Raw genomic sequence first — 25425 nt, 5'->3', positions numbered from 1 at the left:
AAGCCCCCACCCGACAGGCGGGCGACGCTCAGATAATCGATCGTCCGAGTATATCCGTGCACCGAGAGCGTAGGTGGCGCAGTTGTCACAAGTGTGACTTCGGATAACGTAAAGGTTTCGTTATCGACGATACCTGGACGAACGACCGAACGGCTCGGCAACGAGGTTCCTCAGCGGTCCTCGTCGGTGTCCCGGTCGCCCTCCCCGTCCATCCGGGCCTGCTCTGCCAGGAACCGCTCGAACTCGGCGCCCAGTTCGTCTCCGCTCGGCAGATCCTCGTCGCCGGCCAGCAGCGTCGACTGCTGCTCCTGCGCCGCGACGTAGGAGTCGTACTGGTTCTCGAGCGCCTTCACCACCGACTGCACCTCTTCGTTCGAGGTGATGTGCTCGTCGATCTGCTCGCGCACCCGCGCGGCGGCCTCACCGAGGGCGACCAGGGGCAGCTCCAGATCGGCGATCTCCATGACGTTCTCGAGCAGCGTCTCGGCGGCGGCCGGGTACTCCGTCTGCGCGAGGTAGTGCGGCACGTGTACCGAGAAGCCCACCGATTCGTGTCCGTGCTGGCTCATACGGAGCTCGAGGAGGGACGACGCACTGCCCGGCACCTGGAGTTCGCCGGACCAGCGGTGGTGGTCCTCGATCAATTCCTTGTTCGTCGAGTGCGCCGTCACGCTCAGCGGCCGCGTGTGGGGGATGGCCATCGGAATCGCGTTGATGCCGACGGTCCGGCGGACGCCCAACTGTTCCGCGAGCAGCCGGACCGCGGTGGTGAACCGCTCCCACCGCAGGTCGGGTTCCATGCCCGCGAGGAGCAGGAAGGGGGTGCCGGCGGTGTCGCGCAGCGCATACAGGTTCAGTTGCGGAGCGTCGAAGTCCGAGAAATGGTCGGCCTTGAACGTCATGGTGGGGCGTCGCGACCGGTAGTCGATCAGCTCGTCCACCGCGAACGAGGCGACCAGTTCGGTCTCGAGGCTCTCGCGCAGGTGCTTGGTGGCCAGCTTCACCGCGTGTCCGGCGTCGGAGAAGCCCTCGAGGCCGTGGATCAGCACAGGCCCCTGGCCGTCGGCCGAGGACAGATGCGGTGCCGGGAACTCCAGCTCGTACATCTTCGACTGCTCGTCCATGACGGCTCCTTTTCCTTCGAACGTCTTCTTCCAGTGTCCCTCACGGGGTCCCGTCGTCCGAAACGGGAGCCGGAGAGGCGCGTGGCCGGGGTCGGTACCCCGCCGTCAGAGGACCAACACCGCAGGCTGTCGAATCATTCCGTCCGGTCCTGCCGTGTGACAGGGTGTGGCGGACGGGCAGAACGCGAGCGGATCGTGCAGGAGGACGCCACATGACGGAGCGCAGGCACTGCGCACTCGTGTCGGCCGCGCTCGCGTCGGCCGCCGTGGTGCTCGTCGCGGGTTGCGGGTCGGTGGTGTCCGGCACCGCGAGGCCTGCCGAGAAAGGGGTGGCATCGCGGCCGCTCGGAGAGTTGCTGCTCGAGCCGGCGGCGTTCCCGCCCGCGTACCCCGCCGTCGTTCTTCCCACACAGGCCGTTTCGCAGGCGGCGCCCGACCTCACCGGGATCGCGCCCGGCGCCAGGGTCGACCCGCCCGGGTGCAAACCGCCGCCGCAGGACTACACCGCGAACGGAACCGCGATCGCGGTCGGTACGGATTCGGTGAGCCGCTCCACCGTCACGATCGAACTGGTCCGGGTGTCGACTCCGCTTTCGGAACTCGAAGCGCAACTCGTCCAATGTCCCGATGTCACCGCCACTGCGAACGGCGTCGACGTGCAGGTGCGTACCGCGATCACCCGTCCACCCCGGGTCGAGGTGGACCACACGCTCGCACTGCACCGGACGGTCGAATCCGGAGGGCCCGGTGGGGCGGTGACGCAGTCGATGCTCACCTTGATGGCTCAGATCGACGACGTGCGGATCCAGGCCACCTTCATGTCGTTCGACACGGCGCCGGACGGGAGCGACGCCGACGTCCTGGACGAACTCTTCACCGCCGCCGTGCAGAAGGTCCGAGCCGGGTGAGATCGCGGCTTTAACACCCCGGCCCGACAGACAGGACGCGTCCGGCTGCCGTAACCGAGGGTTGTGCACAGCCCTCGACCTCATCCACAGGGCAGGGATCGTCCCAGTTCGCCGAGATCACGTCGTCGGGGACACCCAGCATCGTCGTGGCATGACGACATCGACCTCGGCACACGGCTCACCCTGTCCACGCGACCCGCGTACGTCCCACGCCGTGCGCATCTCCGAGCCCGGCGACCTCGTGAGCGCGGTTCCCGCCCTGCTCGGCTTCCACCCGCACCGTTCGCTCGTCGCGATCTGTCTGACCGGTACCTCGGTCGGCGCCGTGATGCGGCACGATCTGCGGCCGCGCGAGCCCGCGCTGATGCGCACGGTCCTCGGACAGTTCACCGCGGTGGCCGTCCGGGAAGGTGCGGACCGCGTCCTGGTCGTCATGGTCGACGACCGATTGCCGGACCGGCCCGAATCGTGCGATCTCGCGCCGTACGGGCAGATCGTGGATGCGTTCGACGAGCTGCTCGGCGAGCAGGGAATCTCGATCGCCGCGACGCATCTCGTCGGCCGGATCGAGGCGGGCGCCCCGTGGACGAACCTCACCGGCAGCGTGCGGGGAGCACTCCCGGACCCGACGGCGTCGAGGGTCGCCGTGGCGCAGGTCCTCGGCGGCCGCGCAATTCGAGCCTCCCGGGACGAACTCGAGGCGGTTCTGATCCCCGACTCGCTCGGCGAGCAGCAGGATGTCGCCGACCACATCGACGCTGCGCGTGAGCGGATCACGCGCGGCGACGGGATGGCGCGGAGCGCTACCGATCCGGTCAGCTTCGACCGGCGTTGCGTCGAACTGGTGCTCGCCAGGATCGCGCAGACCGCCTCGGGCGACGAGCTGACACCCGAGGAATGCGCGGAACTGGCTCTCGTGCTGGAGAATTCGCGGGCCCGTGATGCGTTGCTCGCGCTGTCCGCCGGCAGCGACGCAGATGCCGCCGAGCAGCTGTGGATCGTCCTGGCTCGCGCACTGCCCGAGCCGGAACGGGCCGAACCGCTCGCGCTCCTCGGATTCAGCGCGTACCTGCGGGGTGACGGACCGATGGCAGGGGTCGCCCTGTGTGCGGCACTCGCGGCCGACCCCTGCCACCGTCTGGCCAATCTTCTCGACGATGCTCTGCAGCGCGGAGTGCGCCCCTGCGTCCTGCGCGAGCTCGCCGACGTCGGGCGCGGCATCGCGGCGGAACTCGGGGTGCGTCTGCCCCCGCCGGCGGACTAGCGACGGGCGGCGTGCGACCGATCACCCAAGGCCTGGAGGTACGTCCAGGCGTCGGAGACGATCTCGTCGAGGTCGGTGTGTGCCGGGCGCCAACCGAGTTCGTCCACGGCACGGTCGCTCGACGCGATCAGCACGGCAGGGTCACCCGCGCGTCGGGGGGCGTCCTCGGCGGCGATGGGCAGGCCGGTCACCCGCTCGCAGGCCGAAATGACTTCGCGGACAGTGAATCCGGCGCCGCTACCGAGGTTGTAGATGCGGTGGTGTCCGGGGACCGACGACTCGAGGGCCAGCAGGTGGGCGTCGGCCAGGTCGAGGACGTGGATGTAGTCGCGCACCGCGGTGCCGTCCTTGGTGGGCCAGTCGGTGCCGAAGACGGAGATCTTCTCGCGTTGACCCAACGCGACCTGGAGCACGAGGGGAATGAGATGTGTTTCCACGACTCGGTTCTCACCCGCGCCCCTGTAGGCTCCGGCGACGTTGAAGTAGCGCAGGCTGGTGGCGGCGAGCGAGTGCGCGTTCGCGTACGACGTGATCGCGTGGTCGATCGCGAGCTTCGTGGCGCCGTACGGGTTGGTGGGACGGGTCGGTGCGTCCTCGGTGATGGGTGTGCGTTCCGGCTCGCCGTAGGTGGCCGCGGTGGACGAGAACACCAGGCGGGGTGTGCCCGACAGCCGCATGGCCTCGAGCAGCGCGAGCGTCGTCACGACGTTGCCCTGCCAGTACTGCTCCGGACGCTCGACGGACTCGCCGACCAGCGACTGTGCGGCGAAATGCAACACACCGTCGAAACGGGGTGTGCTGTTGCCGGATCCGAGCACGGATCCGGCAACAGCGGCGATGTCACCCTCGATGAACTCGGCACCTGCCGGCACGGCGTCGGCGTTTCCGGTCGAGAGGTCGTCGACGACGACCACCTCGTGGCCACGCTCGAGCAGCACGGTGGTGCACACGCTGCCGACGTATCCTGCGCCGCCGGTAACCAGAAGTCTCACAGTTCATCTCCTCGCGTGCCGCGACCGCACACGCGAAGCGAGGTGTCAGACCTGCTTCACCTGGACGGCGTGGGCCATTTCCTCGGGAAGGTCGAATTCGTCGTGACCGGACGCGGTGATCGTCACCGAGCCGGGTCGGGTCTCGACTGTAACCCTTGCATCGGGGACCACGCCCGCTTCGCGGAGCTGACCGATCAGTTCGGGATCGGACTGCACGTGCTCGGCGAGGCGCCGCACCACCACGGCAGTCGGCTTGCCCGGCGGCACGTCCGTGAGCCGGATGAGCGTCTCCGCATTGCCCACCGGACGGTCGAGTCCCAGATCCGCCAGACCCGGGATCGGGTTGCCGTACGGCGAGGTCGTCGGGTTCTTCAGTACCTCGACGAGGCGCCGTTCGACGTCCTCGCTCATCACGTGCTCCCAGCGGCATGCCTCGGCATGCACCTGATCCCATTCGAGGCCGATGATGTCGACGAGCAGACGCTCGGCGAGGCGATGCTTGCGCATCACCGCGACCGCAAGGTTGCGGCCCTTCTCGGTGAGCTCGAGATGACGGTCACCCGCCACCTGGAGCAGTCCGTCGCGCTCCATGCGAGCAACCGTCTGGCTCACGGTCGGACCGCTCTGCTCGAGTCGTTCGGCGATCCGCGCGCGGAGCGGGACGACGCCCTCTTCTTCCAAGTCGTAGATCGTCCGGAGATACATCTCCGTGGTGTCGACCAGATCCTTCACTCTCACACCCCTTCGTCTGGCGTGATTCTACCGGGCATTCCGGTTTGTCGGTCCCGCTCGGGCGTCGACGTGAAACGCGTCGCTCGGGCGCCGCCCGGAGTGGGCCGCCGACCCGTGCGCCCGACACGGTTCGTGGCGCCTCGCGCGGGCGCCGTCGCGCCAAGTAGCTTGGGTGAATGGCCGTGTCGTCAGGTCCCGGGAGGGGCACAGCAACCACCGGATCGGATCGCGTCGTGGTCTGGAGTCCGGACTATCTCAGCTACCGCTGGAGTCCGCAGCATCCGATGAACCCCACCCGGCTCGATCTGACGATGGCGCTCGCCGACGGACTGCGTTTGATCGACGCGGCGGAGGTGGTCCGCCCGGACGCCGCCTCCGACGCCGATCTGCTCCGCATCCACACCCCCGCCTACATCGAAGCGGTCAAACTCGCCGGCGACGGCCCCGACACGGCGCTGCCCCCGGAGTTGGAGACGCGGCACGGACTCGGTACCGACGACAACCCGATCTTCCCGCGCATGCACGAGGCCAGCGCCGTCCTCGCCGGTGGTTCGCTCGCTGCCGCCAAGGAGATCGCGTCCGGCCGCGCCCGCCGCGCGGTGAGCATCGGCGGCGGAATGCACCACGCGATGGCGGACTGGGCATCCGGGTTCTGTGTGTACAACGATGCCGCGATCGCCATTTCCTGGTTGCTGGACAACGGCTTCGACCGGATCGCCTACGTCGACATCGACGCCCACCACGGAGACGGCGTCCAGCACGCGTTTCTCGGCGACCCGCGTGTGATGACGATCTCCATCCACCAGCACCCCGCGACGTTGTGGCCCAACACCGGTTGGTCGAGCGAGGTGGGGTCGGGCGCCGCCGAAGGCACCGCGATCAACCTCCCGGTCCTGCCCGGCACCAGTGATGCGCTGTGGCTGAGAGGGTTCCACGCGGTCGTGCCGGCCGCGATCGCCGGGTTCCGGCCGCAGATCGTCATCAGCCAGTGCGGTGCCGACAATCATCGCGAGGACCCGCTGGCCGATCTCGCACTGACCGTCGACGGTCAGCGGGCCGCGTATCTCGCGATGCGCGAGCTCGCCGATCGGTACGCCGAGGGCCGTTGGCTCGCTGTCGGTGGAGGCGGATACGGCCTGGTCCGGGTCGTACCGAGATCGTGGACCCATCTGATCGCGACCGCACTCGACCGTGAGATCGACCCCGCCACGGCGATTCCCGACGGCTGGCGGGAGAAGGCGCATGCCGTCGCGCCGAGCGTCGACCTGCCGACGACGATGGGGGAGGGCGGCGACACGAAGTATCTGCCGTGGGACGGACCGGGAGGAACTCCCGAGACGGGAGTGGCTTCGATGGACCGCGCCCTCACCCGCATCGACGCGGCGATCATCGCGACTCGTCGCGCCACGTTCCCACTGCTCGGCCTCGATCCGGAGGATCCCCGTGACTGACGGCACCGCCAAAGACGGCAAGAAGGTCGATCTCGAACGCGCGCGGAACTTTCCGCGCCACTGGCTCGCCGACGTACTCGCGTCGGACGGGGGTGTCGTCCATCTGCGGCCGATCGTTCCCGAGGACGCCGACAAACTCGTCGAGTTCCACGGCAAGCTGTCCGAACGCACCCGCTACCTGCGGTACTTCGGCCCGTACCCCACCATGTCCAACCGGGACGTCGTCAACTTCACGACGGTCGATCACCGCAACCGCGTCGCCTTCGTGGCGATCCTCGGCGACGAGATCATCGCGGTGGGCCGGTACGAACGCCTGCTCGACGTCGGTGACGGACGCTCGGCGGAGGTCGCCTTCGTCGTGGCCGACGCGCATCAGGGTCGCGGTCTCGGACCGATCCTGCTCGAGCACCTCGCGGGCGCGGCCGCCGAGAACGGTCTGAACATGTTCGTCGCCGAGGTCCTCGCCGAGAACCGCAACATGGTCTCGGTGTTCCGGGAAGCCGGATACCAGGTCAGCCGCAGTTTCGACGGCGGTGTGCTGCGCCTCGAATTCGCGATCGACCCGACCGAGGCGCTGCTGTCGGTGCGGAACTCGCGCGAACGCGCCGCCGAGGCCCGCAGTGTCCGCAACGTGCTCAGCCCGCGATCGGTTGCCGTGATCGGTGCCTCCACGGACAGCTCCAAGGTCGGCAACGCCGTTCTGGCGAACCTGTTGCAGGGCAACTTCTCCGGGCCCGTGTACCCGGTCAACGCCGAGCACCGATCGGTGCGCGGGGTGCGTGCCTACCCGACGGTGCGCGACATCCCCGACGACGTCGACCTGGCCGTCGTGGCCGTCCCGGCCGAGTCGATCGACGCGGTGCTCGACGACTGCCTGGCCAAGGGGGTCAAGGCGCTCGTGGTCGTGTCGGCGGGGTTCGGTGAGACCGGCCCGGACGGGCGTGACTCCGAGCGGCGCCTCGTGCACGCGGCTCGCGCGCACGGCATGCGCCTCATCGGACCGAACGCGCTCGGCGTCGCGAACAACGACGTGGCGGTGTCGCTGAACGCGACGCTCGCTCCGGTGCTGCCCAAGCCGGGGCGGGTCGGCTTCTTCTGCCAGTCCGGCGCCCTCGGCATCGCGATCCTCGACCAGGCCGCGAAGCGGCACCTGGGCCTGTCGACGTTCGTATCGGCCGGTAACCGTGCGGACGTCTCCGGCAACGACCTGCTGCAGTACTGGGACACCGACCCGGACACCGAGGTGGTGCTGCTGTACCTGGAGAGCTTCGGCAATCCCCGGAAGTTCTCCCGGATCGCTCGCCGGGTCGCCCGAAACAAGCCGATCGTGGCGGTCAAGAGTGGCCGCCACGCGGTGCCCCCGGCGCTCGCGGCGACGGGGGTCGAGATGGACGACTCGATCGTGCGGTCGCTGTTCGAGCAGGCCGGCGTCGTGCAGGTCGGCTCGATCTCGCAGCTCTTCGACTGCGCACTGCTCTTCGGTTATCAGCCGCTACCGGCGGGGCCGCGAGTGGCGGTGGTCGGCAACTCGACCGCGCTCGGCGTGCTGGCCGTCGACGCGGCGCGGCGCGAGGGCCTGCAGGTGGGGGAGCCCGTCGATCTCGGTGCGCAGGCCACACCCGAGGTGTTCGCCGACGCGGTTTCCACCGCCCTCGCGTCGTTTGACGTCGACGCCGTCATCGCGGTCTTCGCGCCGCCTGTCGCGGTCGCAGTCGAACCGTACGCGCAGGCGTTGCGGGAGGCCGTCGTCGACACCGACAAGCCGATCCTCACCACGTTCCTCGCCGCCGAGGGCATCCCGGACGTCCTCGCTGTGCGCGGGCCCGACGGTTTCCCGACGCGGGGGTCGGTCCCGTCGTTCCCCGGCCCCGAGCGGGCGGCGCTGGCCCTGGCGCGATCGTGGCGCTACGCGGCGTGGCGGGGCCGGCCGGTATCGAAGGTGGTCCGTCCCAACGGCATCGACTCCGATCGGGCGCGCACTCTCGTCGAGAGCTGGCTGGGGGAGTCGAACGGCCGCTGGCTGTCGGACTTCGAGGCCGCGCAGTTGCTCGAGTGCTACGGCGTCCCCGTGGTGGAGTTCCGGGCCGCCACCACCGAGGACGAAGCGGTCGCCGCGGCCGACGAACTGGGATACCCGGTCGCGGTCAAGGCGACCGGCGAACTGTGGCGACACCGCCCGGACCTCGGTGGCGTGCGGTTGGATCTGGTGGGCCCGGACTCGGTGCGGCTCGCGTACCGGGATCTCGCGGCCGCGTCGGGCGAGCCGCTGCTGCACGTGCAGAAGATGGCCACCAAGGGCATCGGCTGCGTTGTCGGGGTACAGGACGACCCCTCGTTCGGCTCGCTGATCTCGTTCGGTCTGGCCGGCGTGATCTCCGATCTGCTGGGCGACCGGGCGTACCGGGTGCTGCCGCTGACCGAGGACGAGGCCACCGAGTTGATCGACGCGCCCAAGGCCGCGCCGCTGCTCTCCGGCTACCGCAGCGCAGCGCCGGTGAACAAGAAGGCGCTCGTCGACCTGGTCCAGCGGGTGTCGGCCCTGGCCGACGACCTGCCCGAGGTGCGGTCGCTCGCGTGCGAGCCGGTGCTCGCGTCCGCCGAGGGCGCGCAGGTCACCGACGCCCGGGTGCGGATCGGGCCGGAGCTGAGCATGGCCGATCTCGGTCCGCGCCGGCTGCGGGAGTGGTGACCGACCGCCGCGAACCTCCGTGAACGAGAAACCCGGCCGACCTTCCGGACCCGAGGGGGAGGGTACGGAAGATCGGCCGGGAAGCCGGTCGAGAAGGGGTCAGCTCGCGTAGGCGCGCAGACGATCGGCGCGCTCACCCTGACGGAGCTTGCCCATCACCTCACGCTCGATCTGCCGCACGCGTTCGCGGGAGAGACCGAACAGCTTGCCGATCTGGTCGAGGGTGCGCGGCTGGCCGTCGTCGAGGCCGTAGCGCAGGCGGATCACCTGCTGCTCCCGCTCGTCGAGGGTGGCCAGGACGCTGCGGACGTCGCTGTGCAGCAGCCCGGCGATGACCGCGTTCTCCGCGGACGTGGCCTCGGAGTCCTCGATGAAGTCGCCCAGCGGCGCTTCCTCGTCGTTGCCGACGGGCATGTCCAGGCTCACCGGGTCGCGGCTGTGGTCGAGCAGGTCCGCGATCTTGTGCTCGGGGATTCCCGACTCCTGCGACAGTTCCTCGTCGGTGGCCTCGCGCCCGAGCTGCTGGTGCAGCTCACGCTTGATCCGGGCCAGCTTGTTGACCTGCTCGACGAGGTGGACAGGCAGTCGGATCGTTCGGCTCTGATCAGCCATGCCGCGCGTGATCGCCTGACGGATCCACCACGTGGCGTACGTGGAGAACTTGAAGCCCTTCGCGTAGTCGAACTTCTCCATCGCGCGGATCAGGCCGAGGTTGCCCTCCTGGATGAGGTCCAGGAGCGGCATGCCGCGTCCGGTGTAGCGCTTCGCCAGCGACACCACGAGGCGCAGATTGGCCTCCAGGAGGTGGCGGCGTGCTGCCTCGCCGTCCCGGACGATGGTCGCGAGATCGCGCTTCTTGGCCGCGGTGAGCCGCTTCTTGGTCGCGAGCACGTGCGCGGCGTACAACCCCGCCTCGATGCGCCGCGCCAGATCGACCTCGTCAGCGGCCGTCAGCAGGGCTGTACGGCCGATCCCGTTCAGATAGACGCGAACGAGATCTGCGGCCGGGCTCTGGCCGTCCAGATCGGAGTCGATGGTGCGGGGTCGAGTGGTGCCGGGGCTTGTCATGACCTGCCTCCTCGTCGGGGTGTCTCATATCCCTCAACGCTTCGACGGTCCGGGAAAGTTCCCGAGACGATTCGTCGTCGCCGCCCCTGACCTGCGGGTATCGCCGAGGTCCCCTGAGAAGTTCCTGAGAAGGTACGCGCCCGGGAACGCGTCAGGCGGGTTCGATCAACCCGTGACGCACCAGCGAGTGCACCAGCGGTATCGCGGTGGCGGCCAGCGATTCCTCGTCCTCGTCGTGCGCGAAGGCGAGTAGCGTGACGAGTTCTTCCAACACCAACCCGTCACCGCGCATTCCCGCAAGCAGCGCGGCCGCCAGATCGTCCACCTCGTGCTGCCACTGCGGGCCGTTGCCGCGGTGCACCCGCGCGACCACCTGCTTCCAGCCGTCGTCGCCGGGAAGGAAGACCCGTTCGAGGGCAGTGTCGGGGCGCACCGTGAAACGCGACGCGAGTACGTCGTGCTCGCGCAGCCATGCCAGCCGGTCGAAGTAGGCGAGTGCCTCGTCGCCGAGCGGATCGCTGAAACCGTGCCGCAGGTCCTCGCACAGGATGTCCGACGGCGCATCCGTCCGCCGGAGGTAGACGAACCCGAATCCGACCCCCTCGACATCGGCTTCGGCGAGATGATCGAGCCACGCCTCGGCGCGGGCCTGCACCGCCGGATCTCGCAGATCGCCGCCGCCGTCGCGCAGCCACGTCCCGACGTAGAGAGCGGGATCGGCGACGTCACGCTGGACGATCCACGCGTCGACGCCGTGAGCGGGCAGCCACGACGCCACCCGGTGGCGCCAGTCCTCGCCGTCGACGTGCAGCCACGACGCGAGCATCGCGGCCGTCCCGCCCGGTGCGAGATGGTCCGCGGCTTCGGAGATCATCAGTTCGCTCGCGCCGTCGAGGTCCAGACCCGAGTCGCGGTAGCTGTTGACCACCCGGGCCTCGCTGACCACGAACGGCGGGTTCGCGACGATCTGATCGAAGGTGCGGCCCGCGACCGGCTCGAACCACGAACCCTCGAGGATCTCGAAGTCGAGTCCGTTCAGTGCCGCGGTGGCCGCGGTCAGGTCGGTCGCCCGCGGGTTGACGTCGGTTGCCGTCACCGTGCCCGCATAGTCCGCCGCGCGCAGCGCCTGGATGCCGCATCCGGTGCCGACGTCGAGCACGGTGCCGACCGGACGGGTGGGGGTGCCCTGCAACAAGGACAGGGACGCGTGACCCACACCGATCACGTGGTCGTCGGCGGTGGGGCGAGTCCGCATCGAGCCGTCGAGGTCGGACAGCACCCACCGGTTGCCGGTGCCCAGATCCAGCGGGCGCAGATCCAGTTCGGCCCGCACGGTGTCGCCGTCACGCGACAGCAGGCCGGCGGCGACGGCGTCGTCGATGTCGAGAGGACTCAGCGCGGACGCGACGTCGGCGACGTCGCAGTCGTCACCGAGCAGGAACAGTCGAACGAGAAGACCGAGATCGCCGCCGACCGCGGACGCGCGGCGGACCGGTACCGGCTCGTGCCGGTCCAGGGCGGCGTGGGCCTGCGGGCCCAGGAGGTCGAGAATCGAGTCGGTGTCGAACTTGCAGCGCGTGAGCGCCTCGCGAAGGGGGCCGCACACGGACAGCAGGAGATCACGGGTCACGCGAGCATTGTTGCAGCAGGCCGGTCACGACCGGTCGGCCGCGCGAGTCAACCCTCGATGGTGCGGTCGTTCCGCGACTCGATCGCGCGGGACGAGTTGCGGTTGTCGTACCGGCTGGGTTCGTCCTTCGAGCGCGGTGGCCGGTCGTTCGCGATGAGGACCGCGATCCACGGCAGCGGAATCGACAGCGCGATGATGCCGACCGAGATCCAGGCGTTGCCGAACGCACCGTACGCGAGCGCCGCGAGAATGAGCGCGGGAATCCGGAACGACATGATCGTCAGGTACTTCTTCACGCGCGCTCGGTGCTGATCCTCGATGGACTGCTGCGCCTCGGTGATCAGTGCCGGGTGGCGGGGTGTGCCGCTCTCGGCGGAGTCGCCGAACCCCGATGTTCTCGCCATGGTTCCACTGTTCCACTCTCGGGCGGCAATTGCACATGCGCTTGCGGCATTATTGAGGGGTGAGCACTTTGACGAAGGAACGTCCCGACACCACCACTGACGAGACGACGGACGACGACACTCCCAAGTTCTTCCACTACGTGAAGAAGAACAAGATCGCCGAGAGCGCGGTCATGGGAACGCATGTCGTCGCGCTGTGTGGCGAGGTCTTTCCGGTGACCAAGTCCGCCAAGCCCGGGTCGCCGGTGTGCCCCGAGTGCAAGAAGATCTACGACGGGTTGCGCAAGGGCGACTGATCCGTCGGCTCCTCGGTGGATGCGTCGACCTCGGGCGTGTCCACCGATTCGGTGTCCTCGGACTGTGAGCGATCAGACGTGAAGCGGATCGGTCCGGTCGTGATTCGCCTCGTGATCGCGGTCACCGGTCCGGCTTCGTCCGACGCATCGATCGCAGCCTGCGCGGCGATCCAGTCGCGGACCTGCTCCATGCGGGTCGCCCGGGCGGGCCAGAACTCCTGGATGGTGGCATTGAACTCGGCGCCGAGCACCACCGCGAATCCCAGGAAGAACGTGAAGAGCAGGAACGCGATGGGCGTGGCGAGCGCGCCGTAGGTGTAGCCGGTGCCGGCTATCGCGCTCAGATACCAGCGCAGAATCGTGCTGGCCGCCATGAAGAACACTCCCGCGAGCAGTGCCCCGCCCAGCAGTCGGTGCCACGGCAGCGACTTCGGCAGCGCAACCTTGTACAGCGTCGTCAGGCCGATGATCAGCAGCAGGCCCACCGCGGGGTAGTAGAACGCATCCACCATCTCCGTCCCGACCGTGTGCCACGATTCCGGCAGCACGCGGCCGATGATCGTCGGGCCCAGCGCGACCAGCGGCAACGTGAAGACCGCGAGGATGAGGAACCCGACGTAGAGCAGCAGCGCGAACACGCGCTGCCACACCGGGTGCCGGGCGTCCTGCTGGCCGTGGGCCTCGACGATCGAATCGACGAACGTCGATATCGCCGACGATCCCGCCCACAGCGACAGCAGAAAGCCCACCGAGATGATCTCCGGCCGCCCGCGCCCGAGGACGTCGCCGACGGTCGGCTGGATGATCTGGTCGACGACGTTCTCGCTGAACACGGTGTGGCTGAACGTGATGATCTTCGACTGGATGATCTCGACGGTGTTGGGGCCGAACCAGCCGCCGACGTAGCCGAGGCTGCCGAGCAGGCCCAGCAGTAGCGGGGGTAGCGAGAGCGTCTGCCAGAACGCGGCCGTGGCGGACTTGCCGAAGATCGAGTCGTCCCAGGCCTTGCTCGCGGTCCGGCCCACGACCTGAGCGCACCGCTTGAACGGTCGGTGCTTCTTCGCTGCCGGAGTCTCGCCCATGATGCTTCCAGGATTCCTGACGACGCGCCGAGATGCTCGGTGGGGTGCGGCCGTGTCGGCACGATTCCGTCAGCGGGTGCTCACCTGCCGCTTCGGTCGGCGCCCCGAGCTGATGCTGAAACGGTCGGTGTCGGGCGCTAGGCTCCTCGGGGGTCGTTGCCGGAGATCGGGGCTCCGAGACCGTGCCGTGGCAGCAGCCGTGACCCCTGTCGGCGAAGCGAGGAGTGGGAACAACTGTGCGAAGACTGTGGCGAGGTGCGATGTGAGCGCTGAACCCGGAACCGTCGAAACTGCACCTGCTCCCACCGGCTCCCTGCGAGCATGGCAGCGGCGCGCCCTCACTAAGTACCTGGCGACCAAGCCGCGGGACTTTCTCGCGGTCGCCACGCCGGGAGCCGGTAAGACCACGTTCGCACTGCGGGTGGCGGCCGAGCTGTTGCGCGATCGGACCGTGGACCAGATCACGGTCGTCGCGCCCACCGAGCACCTCAAGCACCAGTGGGCCGAGTCGGCCGCGCGAAACGGCATCGCGCTCGACTCCAACTTCTCCAACTCGACCGGACAGACGTCGGCGGACTACCACGGTGTCGTGGTCACGTACGCGCAGGTCGCCTCCCACCCGTTCAAGCATCATGCCCGCACGGCGGCGCGACGCACGTTGGTGATCCTCGACGAGATCCACCACGGCGGCGACGCGAAGAGCTGGGGCGACGCGATCCGCGAGGCGTACGGCGACGCGACCCGCCGCCTCGCGCTCACAGGAACCCCGTTCCGCAGCGACGACAGTCCCATCCCGTTCGTCACCTACGAACCGGACAACGAGGGTCACCAGCGCTCGAAGGCCGACCACACATACGGCTACTCCGACGCGCTCGCCGACGGCGTCGTCCGCCCGGTCGTCTTCCTCGCCTACTCGGGTGAGGCGCGCTGGCGCAACAGCGCCGGCGAGGAGTTCGCCGCCCGCCTCGGCGAGCCGCTGAACGCCGAGCAGACGGCCCGTGCCTGGCGGACGGCCCTGGATCCGGCCGGCGACTGGATTCCGTCGGTGCTGGCGGCCGCGAACACGCGGCTCGGCCAGCTTCGTGCAGGCGGCATGCCCGACGCCGGCGGTCTGGTCATCGCGACCGACCAGACCGTGGCCCGCGCCTACGCGAAACAGCTCGAGGCCATCACCGGGGAAGCGCCCGCGCTGATCCTGTCCGACGATCCCACCGCCTCCAAGCGGATCGCGGAGTTCTCCAAGAGCACGCAGCCGTGGATGGTGGCGGTGCGCATGGTGTCCGAGGGTGTCGACGTCCCGCGCCTCGCCGTCGGCGTCTACGCCACGAGTGCCTCGACGCCGCTGTTCTTCGCACAGGCCATCGGGCGGTTCGTGCGATCGCGCGTGAAGGGGGAGACGGCGAGCGTGTTCCTGCCGTCGGTTCCCGTCCTACTCGATCTCGCGAGCCAGCTCGAGGCGCAGCGTGACCACATCCTCGGCAAGCCGCACCGCGAGAAGGACGGCCTCGACGACGAGCTGATCGCGGATGCGAACAAGCAGAAGGACGAGCCCGGCGAGGAGGAGAAGGCGTTCACCTCGCTCGGTGCGGACGCCGAACTCGACCAGGTGATCTACGACGGCTCTTCGTTCGGAACCGCCACGTTCTCCGGGTCCGACGAGGAAGCCGACTATCTCGGACTGCCCGGACTGCTGGACGCCGAACAGATGCGCGCACTGCTGCGGCAGCGGCAGCAGAGCCAGATCGACAAGCCCGCGGCCGCCGCGGAAGCGCCGGTACCTCCACCGGTTCCGCAGGTCGCGGAGCGGGTGGCTTCGGCGGGCCAGCTGGCGAATCTGCGGCGCGAACTCAACTCGCTGGTGGCCATGCACCATCACCGGACGGGGAAGCCGCACGGCATCATCCACGGCGAACTCCGCCGCGCCTGCGGTGGTCCGCCGACCGCGATCGCGACGGTGGAACAGCTCACCGACCGGATCGCGACGCTGCGGCAGTGGTGAACCCGCAAACGCCGAAGCGGGCGGCCACCTGGGTGGCCGCCCGCTTCGGGAACGGGGACGGACGGGGGTCCGCCCGGAGGCTGACGCGTCAGATCGTCGTCGCGGAGGATTCCGAGTCGCTCACGATGGTGGCGTTCATCTCGCGAAGACGATCGGCATGCTCGTTGGCGTGATGCTGGCAGAAGAGGAGTTCTCCTCCGCTCGCGAGCACGGCGCGCACGCGGGCTCCGGCGCTGCACCGGTCGCACCGGTCGGCAGCGGTCAACGGGGGGCTGGTCAGTGTTCCGGGCATGACTCCTCCGAACTGGCTGCGGGCTCGCACCCACCGCCTGGGGTCTTCCGCCGCGTCGGGGGTGACGCGGTAGGTCCACTCTGTCAGACGTTCGACTTGATCGGGTTGTTCCCGATTCGCGCTCGGTGTGTCGTCCCTAACAGCACCCGCTCTGAACTCGCACGATGTGATCGGCGAGGATGAGGGTGTTCGCTGACAGCTGACTTTTGTCGCTGTCGTCCGGGCGTCGGCCGAAAGGAACCGTACATGTCCCGCGCAGGATCCGCCTCCGATGCCGTGCTCGTCCACCTGTGTTCACGAACCGAATGGGACGAGATGCGGAGGACCGGTCACCGCCTTCCGCCCGGTTTCGACGTCGATGGCTTCGTGCACCTCTCGACACCCGCGCAGGTCCATCTGCCCGCGAATCGCCTGTTCGCGGGCAGGACCGATCTCGTGCTGCTGTATCTGGATCCCGCCCGTCTCGGCGCCGAGACCCGGTGGGAGCCGGGCGTGCCGTCGGACCCGGCGTCGATGCGCTTCCCGCATCTGTACGGCCCGCTCCCGGCCGAGTCCGTGCTCGAGGTCACCGACTACCGGCCCGGCGCCGACGGACTGTTTCCACCCGTCGGCTGACCGGACCCCGAGACGCGCGGAGAGGGGCCGCGGGCCGCAGTCGGTGAAGAGCGCTACCGTTTATCCATGAACGTCGAAGTGACGCCGCTGCCCGGTATCGGGGTCCGCAAGGACTTCGCGCTGGCCACCGGGCGGCGCATCGGGGTGGTCACCCACCGTGACGGCCGCACCGATCTGATCGTCTCCAAGCTCGACGACCCGGACGCCTGCATGGCCTCGATTCCGCTCGACTCGGACGAGGCGTCGGTCCTGGCGAATCTGCTGGGCGCACCGCAACTGGTCGCGCAGCTTCGCGAGGAACACCGCGACCTGCCGGGCATCAGCACCCGGCAGCTACCGATCGGCGAGAACTCGCCGTGGGACGGCCGCACCCTCGGCGAAACCGCGATGCGGACCCGCACCGGGGTCTCCGTCGTCGCGGTGATGCGGGCCGGACAGGTGGCGCCGTCACCGAATCCCGACTTCACCTTCACCGAGGGTGACCTCCTGGTCGCGGTAGGTACCCAGGAGGGTCTCGATCACGCCGCCAAGATTCTCGCGCACGGCTGATCCCGGCACGATCGACGCGCGATGACCGGCACTGCACTGGCACTCGTCGAACTCGGCGCTGTCTTCTTCGCCCTCGGGGTGCTCGGCCGACTGGCCGGACGCATCGGCATGTCGCCGATCCCGCTGTACCTGATCGGCGGATTGTGCTTCGGCGAGGGCGGATTCATCCAGCTCGGCGATATCGGCGAATTCAGCCATCTCGCCAGCGAGATCGGCGTCGTGCTGCTGCTGTTGCTACTGGGTCTCGAATACACCGCCTCCGAACTCGTGACCGGGCTCAGGCGGTCGTGGTTCGCCGGGGTCGTCGATCTCGTTCTGAACGCGGCGCCGGGCGCGCTGCTGGCACTGCTGCTCGGGTGGGGTCCGGTCGGGGCGCTGACCCTCGGCGGCGTCACCTACATCTCGTCGTCGGGCATCGTTGCGAAGGTGCTCGGCGACCTCGGCCGGCTCGGTAACCGCGAAACCCCGGTGGTCCTGTCGATCCTGGTGTTCGAGGACCTCGCAATGGCGGTGTATCTGCCGATTCTCACCGCGGTCCTCGCGGGTGTGAGCTTCCTGGGCGGGCTCCAGGCGGTCGCGATCTCGTTCGCCGTCATCACCGTCGTGCTCGTCGTCGCGCTGCGGTACGGCAGTGTCGTCTCCGCGATCGTGGACAGCACCGACCGCGAAGTGTTCCTGCTCAAGCTGCTCGGCGCGGCACTGCTCGTCGCAGGCTTCGCGTCGTCACTGCAGGTGTCGGCGGCGGTCGGCGCGTTCCTGCTCGGCATCGCGATCTCCGGCTCCACCGCGCGGAACGCAACGCGTCTTCTCGAGCCTCTACGGGACCTGTTCGCGGCGATGTTCTTCGTGGTCTTCGGTCTCAACACCGATCCGACGACCATCCCACCGGTGCTGCTGCCTGCGATCGGCCTGGCGGTCGTCACCACTGCCACCAAGGTGCTCACCGGATGGTGGGCCGCGGGACGTCAAGGTATCGGCGTCATGGGTCGGGCACGCGCCGGTGCGGCCCTGATCGCGCGCGGCGAGTTCTCGATCGTCATCGCCGGCTTGGCGGTCTCCGCGGGCGCGGTGGAGGGTGAACTCGCCGCGCTCGCGACCGCCTACGTGTTGCTCATGGCTGTTCTGGGGCCGGTCGGGGCCCGCGTCGCCGAGCCGATCGTCCGGCTGTTCCAGCCTCCCCGACCAAAAGAGGAAGGGGCCCCGAAGGACCCCTTCCTCACCAGCTGACGTGCTGTCCGGCCTCTAGTCGAGGTAGTCGCGCAGCACCTGCGACCGCGACGGGTGGCGCAGCTTGGACATGGTCTTCGACTCGATCTGGCGGATCCGCTCGCGGGTGACGCCGTAGACCTGACCGATTTCGTCTAAAGTCCGCGGCTGGCCGTCGGTGAGGCCGAAGCGCAGGCGCACCACACCGGCCTCGCGCTCGGACAGGGTCTCGAGCACCGACTGCAACTGATCCTGCAGCAACGTGAAGCTCACCGCGTCGACGGCGACGACGGCCTCGGAGTCCTCGATGAAGTCGCCGAGCTGGCTGTCGCCCTCGTCGCCGATGGTCTGATCCAGCGAGATGGGTTCACGCGCGTACTGCTGGATCTCCAGCACCTTCTCCGGCGTGATGTCCATTTCCTTCGCGAGCTCCTCGGGGGTGGGCTCGCGGCCCAGATCCTGGAGCAGCTCACGCTGGATGCGGCCGAGCTTGTTGATGACCTCGACCATGTGCACGGGGATACGGATCGTGCGGGCCTGGTCGGCCATCGCGCGGGTGATGGCCTGACGGATCCACCACGTGGCGTACGTCGAGAACTTGTAGCCCTTCGTGTAGTCGAACTTCTCGACCGCACGGATCAGACCGAGGTTTCCCTCCTGGATGAGGTCCAGGAAGGCCATGCCGCGGCCGGTGTAGCGCTTGGCCAGCGACACGACCAGTCGAAGGTTCGCCTCGAGCAGATGGTTCTTGGCGCGGTTGCCGTCGCGCGTGATCCAGTTCAGGTTGCGGCGATCGGTGGGGGAGGGCTTCTCGCCCTTCTCCGCCATCTCGTTCATCTTGTGCGTCGCGAACAGGCCGGCCTCGATGCGCTTGGCGAGTTCGACCTCCTCCTCGGCATTGAGCAGGGCCACCTTGCCGATCTGCTTGAGGTACGCACGCACCGAGTCGGCGGATGCGGTCAGCTCGGCGTCCTTGCGGGCCTGGCGGAGAGCCTCGGACTCCTCTTCGTCCCAGACGAAGTCGCCGGACGCCTTGTCCTTCTCGGACGGCTCCTCGGTCTCCTCGTCCTCTTCGACGACGACGTCCTCGACCTCTTCCTCGACGAGGTCGCCGGCAGCGACATCGAGGTCGGCAATGTCGATGTCATCGTCCTCGACGATGTCGTCGCCGCCCTTGGCCGCCTTGGAGGTGGCCTTCTTGGTGGTCTTCTTGGCCGCGGTCTTCTTGGCGGCGGCCTTCTTCGCAGGAGCCTTCTTGGCGGCGGCCTTCTTGGCGGGCGCCTTCTTGGCGGCGGCCTTCTTCGCAGGAGCCTTCTTGGCGGCGGGCGCGCTACCGGTAGTGGCCTCGGCAGTGGAAGCAGTGGTCGCTGATTCGGGGGTGGAATCTGCGGTCTGACGCGTATCGGTGGCTGCCACGTACGCCCTTTCGTGACGGTGTCGTGCGGCGTCACGCCAGAGTGGAATTCCGGCGGAGAGGTCTGTCGGGTTTCGCCGACTCACAGTCGGCCGCCATCCATTGTAACGACAGCTGGGAAATTGTTACGGAGCGATGCCGGTTTCCACTGCGTCGGGCAGGTCGTCAGAGGAGGCCAGCGCCGCTCCGACGATGCCCGCGGTGTTCAGCAGAGCTGCAGGAACGATCGGCGTACGGTTCTCCAGGCGCGGAATCCACTTCTCGTGCTTGCGGCTGATACCGCCGCCGGCGATGAACAGGTCCGGCCACAGCAGGTCCTCGTAGCGCTGCAGGACGCGGGTCACCTCGGCGGCCCACTCCTTGTACGAGAGCCCCTTCTCGTCCTTGACCGACGACGCGGCCCGATGTTCGGCCTCCTTGCCGTCGACCTCCATGTGGCCGAGTTCGGTGTTGGGCAGGAGGACGCCGTGGTGCAGGATCGCCGACCCGATTCCCGTGCCGAACGTCAGCAGCACGACGACGCCGTCGACGTCCTTGCCGGCGCCGAACCGGTCCTCGGCGATGCCGGCGGCGTCGGCATCGTTCAGGACTGTGACGGGTCGGCCGCCGAGGGCATCCGACAGCACGGCGCGTGCGTCGGTCCCGATCCAGGACGGGTCGATGTTCGCGGCAGTGCGGGCGACGCCGGCCGTGACGACGCTCGGCAGGGTGACGCCGACCGGCCCGTTCCAGCCGGCGCGGGCAACGATCTCGGCCACGGTTGCCGCGACCGCGGCCGGGGTCGCCGGTCGGGGCGTCTCGATCTTGATGCGCTCCTCGACCAGTCGACCGGTGGCGAGGTCGACCAGCGCCCCCTTGATGCCGCTGCCGCCGACGTCCACGCCGAATCCGCGTGCGCCCACCACCGTCTCCCTTCGATCGAGACCTCGTCTGCCGAGATGGCCGTCTGCGTCGAAACAGTAGTTGGTTCCGAAGCATTCGGCCGCGTGATGGCAGGTCCGCGATACCGGTGGTGGGGCGGCTCGTGGATGTGGTGCGATACACACATGCACCGCGTGAACAGCTCGCCCGTCGACCGGACCGATTCGAATTCCGCCTCCGTCACCCCCGCAGACCTGCTGCGGGTCGCCGTCGCCGTCGCCGAGACCGCTGCCGAACACGTGCGGGTGCGCCGTCCGGAGGTGTTCGGCGTGATGGGCGCGCGCGTGCACGGAGACGACGGACAGTCGGTGCGGGCGAAGAGCACACCGACCGATCCCGTCACCGTCGTCGACACCGAGGCCGAGCAGTTGATCCGGGGCCTTCTCGCCGAACTGCGCCCGCAGGACGCGGTGCTCGGCGAGGAAGGCGGCGGGGCCCGAGACGTCCCCGAGGGGGTGCGGTGGGTGGTCGATCCGATCGACGGGACGGTCAACTTCCTCTACGGAATCCCCGCATACTCGGTTTCCGTCGCCGCCCAGATCGACGGTGTGTCCGTCGCAGGGGCGGTCGTGGATGTCGCTGCGCGTGTGACGTACTCGGCCGCGAAGGGTGAGGGCGCCCGGTTCGTCGACTCGGGTGCTCCCGACGCGGTCGTCGAGGGAACGCTGTCGTGCAACCCGATCACCGACGCCTCCTCGGCGCTTCTGGCGACCGGATTCGGCTACGGCGTCGAACGTCGCCGCGCTCAGGGGAAGCTGATCGCGGCCCTGCTCCCACATGTGCGCGACATCCGCCGCGTGGGTTCCGCCGCACTGGATCTGTGCATGGTCGCCTCCGGGCGGGTCGACGCGCACTTCGAGCACGGGCTCAATCCGTGGGACTGGGCGGCCGGTGCCCTCATCGCGAGCGAGGCCGGCGCCCGCGTCCACCTGCCCGGCCCCGACGTCGGCGGCGCATCCGGCGAAGTCGTGCTCGCGATGGCGCCGGGCATCGCCGACGAGCTCGAGGCCGTCATGCGGTCGGTGGGGGCGTACGCGCCGATACCGTGATCGCGAAGGTCAGCAGCGCGCCGTGCGGGCCGCGTCGAGGAGCGCGCTGTCGAGCGGCGCCGGCTCGGCCCCGGCAACCGGATCCTTGAGCGACTTGAGGACCTCGTCGGCGTCGGCGCTGGGGGCGATGTCCTTCGAGTAGGTGCCCAGTGCCAGATCGACGGTCTCGTCGGTGCGGCCGTCCTGGATCAGTTCGGCGCACGGCGCGACGAGCCACAGTGCACTGGCGGCGGCCAAGCCCTGCTCGCCGAAGCGGATCTGGCCGTAGCACTGCAGTGTCTGATCCACGTACACCGGATCGTTGCCGGCCTGCACGTCGGGGGCGCTGGCGAATCCGTACTCGCCCAGCTGCGCTGCCACGTGTGCGGCCTGCCCGCGCTCGCCGCTCGCGTTGAACACGCGCACCTGCGTCGACGACAGTGCCGCGGGGGCCACGTCGAGCAGGGTGCTGCGTCCCACCTTCTCGCCGAGCGGGACGGGCGTGGGAGCGTCCGGCGATTTCGGCTTCACCGGCGGGTTGCAGTCGACGGTGGTCGCGTACACCTCGGGTTCGGTGAGGATGCGAGCCCACACCGTGATGCCGAGGAGCGCCAGAACCGACAGCAGAGCGACAGCGGGTAGCAGGCGACGCCGGGGGAACCGCCGACCCTGATCGTCGGTCGAGCTGCCTTCGGTGATCAGGGAAACCACGGTGTCTGTCGACCTCTCCGTAGATGAACGCGGATTCGATGGCCCGCGGGGAATCGGTGTGGTTCCGGCCACGATCCGCCGACTGCGACCGAACTCCTGATCACTGTAGATCCACGCCCCGCCGCCGTCGCGCACATGCCGCGTCCAGGAATGTCTCGGCTCGAACTGGTGTTGGTGACGATTGACGGACAGTTTTCGACAGTGTCCGGTTCGGTTGCCACTTTTCGCGGCGCGTCGGCTATTGTCTGGCGGCCCCAGTCGTGAGAACACACGATTTCGAAAGGGTCCGTAGGAAGGCGGAAGTGAGGCGCAGGTCATGTTTTCCGAAAGGTGTTTCGGGCACTTCCGGAAGTCCTGAGGCGTTGTTCCAGCCGCAGGAATGTATCTGCCTGATCTTCGGTTTTCCAAGGATCGTCACACCTGTCGAGGAGTGACGGCCCGGGCACCGGGGATGTACGCACGAGGACGAGGGGAAGAGGAAATGGCAACCGACTACGACGCACCGAGGCGCTCGGAGACCGACGAGGTCTCCGAGGACTCGCTCGAAGAACTGAAGGCACGACGAAACGAGGCGCAGTCTGCGGTCGTCGATGTGGACGAGTCCGACACCGCGGAGTCGTTCGAACTCCCGGGTGCAGATCTGTCCGGCGAAGAGCTGTCGGTGCGGGTGGTACCCAAGCAGGCCGACGAATTCACCTGCGCGAGCTGCTTCCTGGTACATCACCGCAGCCGGCTCGCGAGTGAAGAGAACGGCGTCATGATCTGCATGGACTGCGCGGCCTGACGCCGGTCCCTCCGGTCACGCACGAGGAAGCGAGGCTACGCCTTGGGCGCAGTCCCGCGGCCGATGGCGGCCAGCAGTTCGGCTGGCCGCCTCGTGCTGACGAGCCAGTAAGGGGTCGGATCCTCCGGATCGTCGAGGACGATCAGAGCGGTCTGCTTGACCCACGACCGATTGGTCACGAATGCCGCCGGATCGAGCTGACGGCCCAGCGCGGCGCTCTTCGCCGACGGCGGAATGGTCGCGGTCCGGGAAATCACCGACAGCGGCAGATGTGCGCGACCGACCCGGAGCTCGGCGTCCGGCCCGTCGAACACCTCGATTCGTAGGCGTGAGACCCAGAGCAGCGCCCACACCGGGAACGGGAACAGAAGCACGTAGGGCAGCCAGGCCCGTACACCGGGAGACCCCATGTGGATCTCGGCGGCCAGGAGTCCTGCGATGAACAATCCGGCAGGCCACCACCACAACGGCACCCACAGACGTTCCGAGTAGATCGGTGTGCGGGTGTCGGGCGTGGTAGCTGCGGGCTGAGACGATTCGGGCACGCCTTCAGAGTAGTCTCGGTGCACGTGAGCGATCTTCCTGCCGTCGCGTTGAAGCGACTCGACCCCGGTATCCCGCTTCCCCGGCGGGCCCACGAAGGTGACGCCGGCGTCGACCTCTGTACTACGACCGACGTCACGATCGAACCGGGCCGCCGAGTCCTGGTCGGAACCGGCATCGCGGTCGCGCTCCCGATCGGTACGGTCGGTCTGATCCATCCTCGGTCGGGCCTGGCAGCCAAGACCGGTCTGTCCGTGGTCAACACCCCCGGCACGATCGACGCCGGCTACCGAGGTGAGATCAAGGTCTGCCTGATCAACCACGACCTCGAGACGCCCGTCGAACTGCGTCGCGGCGACCGCATCGCGCAGCTCGTGGTGCAGAAGGTCGAGCTCATCGACTTCGTGGAGGTCGACACGCTCGACGAAACGGTCCGGGGGACAGGCGGCTACGGATCGAGCGGCGGACATGCGATCCTCGACGCGCACAATGCCGATCGAGCTGTCGACGGTACGGAAGGCCGCCCGCACGAGTTGACGCGGCAGCCGAGGGAAGGGGCCTGATCATGTTCGGACGTCGCAAGAAGAAGGAAGCCGAGCACGCGGACACCGCGCCGGTCGAGGCCACCCCGGTCGATCAGGACGTGGAGGACGCCGCGGAGTCCGAACTCGATGCTCCGGTCGGTGCGCTCGACGGCGGTCCGTACGACGTGAGCGAGCTCGGCGAGGGCGAGGAGCCGGCCGCGACCCGCCTGGATCTCGGGTCCGTGTTCCTGCCCATGCCCGAGGGGGCTCAGCTGCAGGTCGAGATGTCCCCGGAGGGCGCGCCGCAGAATGTCCACCTCGTGACCCAGTACGGCCGCATCACGGTGTCCGCCTATGCGGCGCCGAAGTCGCCCGGCCAGTGGCGCGAGGTCGCGTCGGAGTTGGCGGAGTCGCTGCGTGCGGACAACGCCGACGTCAGCATCGAATCCGGTCCGTGGGGCCGCGAGGTGGCAGCCGCGACCCCCAACGCAGATCTGCGCTTCATCGGTGTCGACGGACCGCGCTGGATGGTTCGCTGTGTGGTGGCGGGGCCGTCCGGGGCCGTCGTGAGTGACGGTCCGCTCGTCGCGACCGCTCGGGCCGTTCTGTTGAACACGGTGATCGCGCGCGGAAACGATCCACACCCGGTGCGCACGCCGCTGCCCATCGTGCTGCCTCAGGTTCTCGTGGAGCAGCTCCAGGCGGCCCACGCCCAGCAGCTCGCCGCTCAGCAGCAGGCCGCGCAGGAGCAGGCCCAGGCGACTGCGGGGCAGTCGCAGCAGCCGCCGTCCGGGAACGGATCCGAACCGCCGCGCCGCGGTGAGTCCGGTTCCGCGATGCAGCAGCTCGGTCTCTGACGGTCGCCTAGACCGGATCTGCCGTCGGGATCCGGCGATCCAACGCGGCCAGACACGCCCGTCCCAGCACGCTCGGATCATCGCCGACCGCTTGGAGTTGTACTTCGACGAGGTCGGCTGCCGGCAGTGCCGAGACCCACTGCTGCGCCACTGCGAGGGGGTGCACGGCGTCGTCGACAGCGGCCGCGATGCCGACGGGCACGCGCAGCCGCGCGAGGTCCTCGACGTCGAGCGCGTGGTAGGACGCCGCCTCCTCCAGAGCGGACGGCAGGTCGGGCCACTGGGATCTCCAGGAGCGGCTCAGTTCGTCCGCCAGCCACGGCGGGGTCGACGCGGTCATCT

The 25425-nt window shown here is 68.7% G+C and carries 26 protein-coding genes; 13 read left to right on the top strand and 13 right to left on the bottom strand.

Annotated features, from left to right (window positions below):
- Positions 1–170: 170 nt before the first annotated feature.
- Positions 171–1124, bottom strand: coding sequence for a proteasome assembly chaperone family protein (locus tag A6I89_RS17090; protein WP_005513659.1), 954 nt, complete (start codon positions 1122–1124; stop codon positions 171–173).
- A 212-nt stretch (positions 1125–1336) separates the two neighbouring features.
- Here A6I89_RS17090 and A6I89_RS17085 point away from each other — a divergent pair, with 212 nt between their 5' ends.
- Positions 1337–2032 carry a lipoprotein gene (locus A6I89_RS17085; protein WP_022595549.1) on the top strand — a complete coding sequence of 232 codons (696 nt, stop codon included), beginning with the start codon at positions 1337–1339 and terminating at the stop codon, positions 2030–2032.
- A gap of 214 nt (positions 2033–2246) precedes the next feature.
- Positions 2247–3296 carry a DUF4192 domain-containing protein gene (locus tag A6I89_RS17080; protein WP_005513654.1) on the top strand — a complete coding sequence of 350 codons (1050 nt, stop codon included), beginning with the start codon at positions 2247–2249 and terminating at the stop codon, positions 3294–3296.
- Here the strand turns inward: A6I89_RS17080 and galE are convergent.
- A complete protein-coding gene (gene galE, locus A6I89_RS17075) occupies positions 3293–4288 on the bottom strand; it encodes a UDP-glucose 4-epimerase GalE (RefSeq protein ID WP_022595551.1) in 996 nt (331 codons plus the stop codon). The genes A6I89_RS17080 and galE overlap by 4 nt on opposite strands.
- A 45-nt stretch (positions 4289–4333) precedes the next feature.
- A complete protein-coding gene (locus tag A6I89_RS17070; RefSeq protein WP_005513651.1) occupies positions 4334–5020 on the bottom strand; it encodes an iron-dependent transcriptional repressor DtxR in 687 nt (228 codons plus the stop codon).
- A gap of 176 nt (positions 5021–5196) precedes the next feature.
- Between A6I89_RS17070 and A6I89_RS17065 the strand changes: the two genes are divergently transcribed.
- Both A6I89_RS17065 and A6I89_RS17060 read left to right on the top strand, forming a co-directional pair.
- Positions 5197–6471, top strand: a complete 1275-nt coding sequence (locus A6I89_RS17065) for an acetoin utilization protein AcuC (RefSeq protein WP_044990899.1) — start codon at positions 5197–5199, stop codon at positions 6469–6471.
- Positions 6464–9160 (top strand): bifunctional acetate--CoA ligase family protein/GNAT family N-acetyltransferase, encoded by a 2697-nt coding sequence (locus A6I89_RS17060; protein ID WP_005513648.1) that lies wholly within the window; start codon positions 6464–6466, stop codon positions 9158–9160. The genes A6I89_RS17065 and A6I89_RS17060 overlap by 8 nt, the downstream gene beginning before the upstream one ends.
- Positions 9161–9259: 99 nt before the next feature.
- On the opposite strand, the gene A6I89_RS17055 is transcribed toward A6I89_RS17060, so the two are convergent.
- The 3 genes from A6I89_RS17055 to A6I89_RS17045 form a co-directional block, all read right to left on the bottom strand.
- Positions 9260–10228: a sigma-70 family RNA polymerase sigma factor gene (locus A6I89_RS17055; protein WP_005513647.1), complete on the bottom strand. Its 969-nt coding sequence runs from the start codon at positions 10226–10228 to the stop codon at positions 9260–9262.
- Between the two features lie 151 nt (positions 10229–10379).
- Entirely contained in the window at positions 10380–11858 is a 1479-nt protein-coding gene (locus A6I89_RS17050; protein WP_013415810.1) for a DUF7782 domain-containing protein, read from the bottom strand.
- Positions 11859–11905: 47 nt separating this feature from the next.
- Complete coding sequence (locus A6I89_RS17045; protein ID WP_005513642.1) at positions 11906–12262, bottom strand: DUF3099 domain-containing protein; 357 nt, start codon at positions 12260–12262, stop codon at positions 11906–11908.
- A 59-nt stretch (positions 12263–12321) separates the two neighbouring features.
- On the opposite strand from A6I89_RS17045, the gene A6I89_RS17040 reads away from it, so the two are divergent.
- The gene (locus A6I89_RS17040; RefSeq protein ID WP_005513641.1) at positions 12322–12558 is read left to right on the top strand and encodes a DUF3039 domain-containing protein; all 237 of its coding nucleotides are present in this window, start codon (positions 12322–12324) and stop codon (positions 12556–12558) included.
- On the opposite strand, the gene A6I89_RS17035 is transcribed toward A6I89_RS17040, so the two are convergent.
- Positions 12531–13640 (bottom strand): YihY/virulence factor BrkB family protein, encoded by a 1110-nt coding sequence (locus A6I89_RS17035; protein ID WP_005513639.1) that lies wholly within the window; start codon positions 13638–13640, stop codon positions 12531–12533. The genes A6I89_RS17040 and A6I89_RS17035 overlap by 28 nt on opposite strands.
- Before the next feature lie 262 nt (positions 13641–13902).
- On the opposite strand from A6I89_RS17035, the gene A6I89_RS17030 reads away from it, so the two are divergent.
- Positions 13903–15639, top strand: a complete 1737-nt coding sequence (locus A6I89_RS17030; RefSeq protein ID WP_005513637.1) for a DEAD/DEAH box helicase — start codon at positions 13903–13905, stop codon at positions 15637–15639.
- Between the two features lie 88 nt (positions 15640–15727).
- On the opposite strand, the gene A6I89_RS17025 is transcribed toward A6I89_RS17030, so the two are convergent.
- A complete protein-coding gene (locus A6I89_RS17025) occupies positions 15728–15931 on the bottom strand; it encodes a DUF7455 domain-containing protein (RefSeq protein ID WP_005513636.1) in 204 nt (67 codons plus the stop codon).
- Between the two features lie 246 nt (positions 15932–16177).
- On the opposite strand from A6I89_RS17025, the gene A6I89_RS17020 reads away from it, so the two are divergent.
- From A6I89_RS17020 to A6I89_RS17010, 3 genes are all read left to right on the top strand, one after another.
- Positions 16178–16546 (top strand): DUF952 domain-containing protein, encoded by a 369-nt coding sequence (locus A6I89_RS17020; RefSeq protein ID WP_013415811.1) that lies wholly within the window; start codon positions 16178–16180, stop codon positions 16544–16546.
- A 66-nt stretch (positions 16547–16612) separates the two neighbouring features.
- Positions 16613–17095: a cation:proton antiporter regulatory subunit gene (locus A6I89_RS17015; RefSeq protein WP_005513633.1), complete on the top strand. Its 483-nt coding sequence runs from the start codon at positions 16613–16615 to the stop codon at positions 17093–17095.
- A 21-nt stretch (positions 17096–17116) separates the two neighbouring features.
- A complete protein-coding gene (locus A6I89_RS17010) occupies positions 17117–18322 on the top strand; it encodes a cation:proton antiporter (RefSeq protein WP_005513632.1) in 1206 nt (401 codons plus the stop codon).
- 15 nt (positions 18323–18337) lie between these two features.
- Here A6I89_RS17010 and A6I89_RS17005 read toward each other — a convergent pair whose 3' ends face one another.
- Entirely contained in the window at positions 18338–19717 is a 1380-nt protein-coding gene (locus A6I89_RS17005) for an RNA polymerase sigma factor (protein ID WP_005513631.1), read from the bottom strand.
- 123 nt (positions 19718–19840) lie between these two features.
- Positions 19841–20617: a polyphosphate--glucose phosphotransferase gene (gene ppgK, locus A6I89_RS17000; RefSeq protein WP_172504522.1), complete on the bottom strand. Its 777-nt coding sequence runs from the start codon at positions 20615–20617 to the stop codon at positions 19841–19843.
- 144 nt (positions 20618–20761) lie between these two features.
- On the opposite strand from ppgK, the gene A6I89_RS16995 reads away from it, so the two are divergent.
- Positions 20762–21685, top strand: coding sequence for an inositol monophosphatase family protein (locus A6I89_RS16995; RefSeq protein ID WP_005513627.1), 924 nt, complete (start codon positions 20762–20764; stop codon positions 21683–21685).
- Positions 21686–21694: 9 nt separating this feature from the next.
- Here A6I89_RS16995 and cei read toward each other — a convergent pair whose 3' ends face one another.
- On the bottom strand, positions 21695–22375 hold the full coding sequence (gene cei, locus A6I89_RS16990) for an envelope integrity protein Cei (protein ID WP_022595560.1): 681 nt from the start codon (positions 22373–22375) through the stop codon (positions 21695–21697).
- A 481-nt stretch (positions 22376–22856) separates the two neighbouring features.
- On the opposite strand from cei, the gene A6I89_RS16985 reads away from it, so the two are divergent.
- Positions 22857–23159 (top strand): DUF4193 domain-containing protein, encoded by a 303-nt coding sequence (locus A6I89_RS16985; RefSeq protein WP_005513624.1) that lies wholly within the window; start codon positions 22857–22859, stop codon positions 23157–23159.
- A 35-nt stretch (positions 23160–23194) separates the two neighbouring features.
- Here the strand turns inward: A6I89_RS16985 and A6I89_RS16980 are convergent, their stop codons facing one another.
- Positions 23195–23704 (bottom strand): DUF3093 domain-containing protein, encoded by a 510-nt coding sequence (locus tag A6I89_RS16980; RefSeq protein WP_013415815.1) that lies wholly within the window; start codon positions 23702–23704, stop codon positions 23195–23197.
- An 18-nt stretch (positions 23705–23722) separates the two neighbouring features.
- Between A6I89_RS16980 and dut the strand changes: the two genes are divergently transcribed.
- Positions 23723–24265, top strand: coding sequence for a dUTP diphosphatase (gene dut, locus A6I89_RS16975; RefSeq protein WP_022595564.1), 543 nt, complete (start codon positions 23723–23725; stop codon positions 24263–24265).
- 2 nt (positions 24266–24267) lie between these two features.
- Entirely contained in the window at positions 24268–25083 is an 816-nt protein-coding gene (locus A6I89_RS16970) for a DUF3710 domain-containing protein (RefSeq protein WP_022595567.1), read from the top strand.
- Between the two features lie 7 nt (positions 25084–25090).
- Here A6I89_RS16970 and A6I89_RS16965 read toward each other — a convergent pair.
- Positions 25091–25425, bottom strand: a 335-nt coding sequence (locus A6I89_RS16965; RefSeq protein WP_419178894.1) for an alpha/beta fold hydrolase, incomplete at its 5' end; no start/stop codon positions are given.

This window comes from Prescottella equi, from assembly GCF_002094305.1.
GTDB lineage: Bacteria > Actinomycetota > Actinomycetes > Mycobacteriales > Mycobacteriaceae > Prescottella > Prescottella equi.
Note: the sequence above shows the minus strand (reverse complement) of the source record. Positions and strands in the feature narration are given on the sequence as shown.

Bases quoted from the DNA above. Each gene is read 5' to 3' on its own strand.
- A6I89_RS17090 (WP_005513659.1), bottom strand. From the start codon at position 1,124: ATGGACGAGCAGTCGAAGATGTACGAGCTGGAGTTCCCGGCACCGCAT.
- A6I89_RS17085 (WP_022595549.1), top strand. From the start codon at position 1,337: ATGACGGAGCGCAGGCACTGCGCACTCGTGTCGGCCGCGCTCGCGTCG.
- A6I89_RS17065 (WP_044990899.1), top strand. From the start codon at position 5,197: ATGGCCGTGTCGTCAGGTCCCGGGAGGGGCACAGCAACCACCGGATCG.
- A6I89_RS17055 (WP_005513647.1), bottom strand. From the start codon at position 10,228: ATGACAAGCCCCGGCACCACTCGACCCCGCACCATCGACTCCGATCTG.
- A6I89_RS17045 (WP_005513642.1), bottom strand. From the start codon at position 12,262: ATGGCGAGAACATCGGGGTTCGGCGACTCCGCCGAGAGCGGCACACCC.
- A6I89_RS17035 (WP_005513639.1), bottom strand. From the start codon at position 13,640: ATGGGCGAGACTCCGGCAGCGAAGAAGCACCGACCGTTCAAGCGGTGC.
- A6I89_RS17025 (WP_005513636.1), bottom strand. From the start codon at position 15,931: ATGCCCGGAACACTGACCAGCCCCCCGTTGACCGCTGCCGACCGGTGC.
- A6I89_RS17020 (WP_013415811.1), top strand. From the start codon at position 16,178: ATGTCCCGCGCAGGATCCGCCTCCGATGCCGTGCTCGTCCACCTGTGT.
- A6I89_RS17015 (WP_005513633.1), top strand. From the start codon at position 16,613: ATGAACGTCGAAGTGACGCCGCTGCCCGGTATCGGGGTCCGCAAGGAC.
- A6I89_RS17010 (WP_005513632.1), top strand. From the start codon at position 17,117: ATGACCGGCACTGCACTGGCACTCGTCGAACTCGGCGCTGTCTTCTTC.
- A6I89_RS16995 (WP_005513627.1), top strand. From the start codon at position 20,762: ATGCACCGCGTGAACAGCTCGCCCGTCGACCGGACCGATTCGAATTCC.
- A6I89_RS16985 (WP_005513624.1), top strand. From the start codon at position 22,857: ATGGCAACCGACTACGACGCACCGAGGCGCTCGGAGACCGACGAGGTC.
- A6I89_RS16970 (WP_022595567.1), top strand. From the start codon at position 24,268: ATGTTCGGACGTCGCAAGAAGAAGGAAGCCGAGCACGCGGACACCGCG.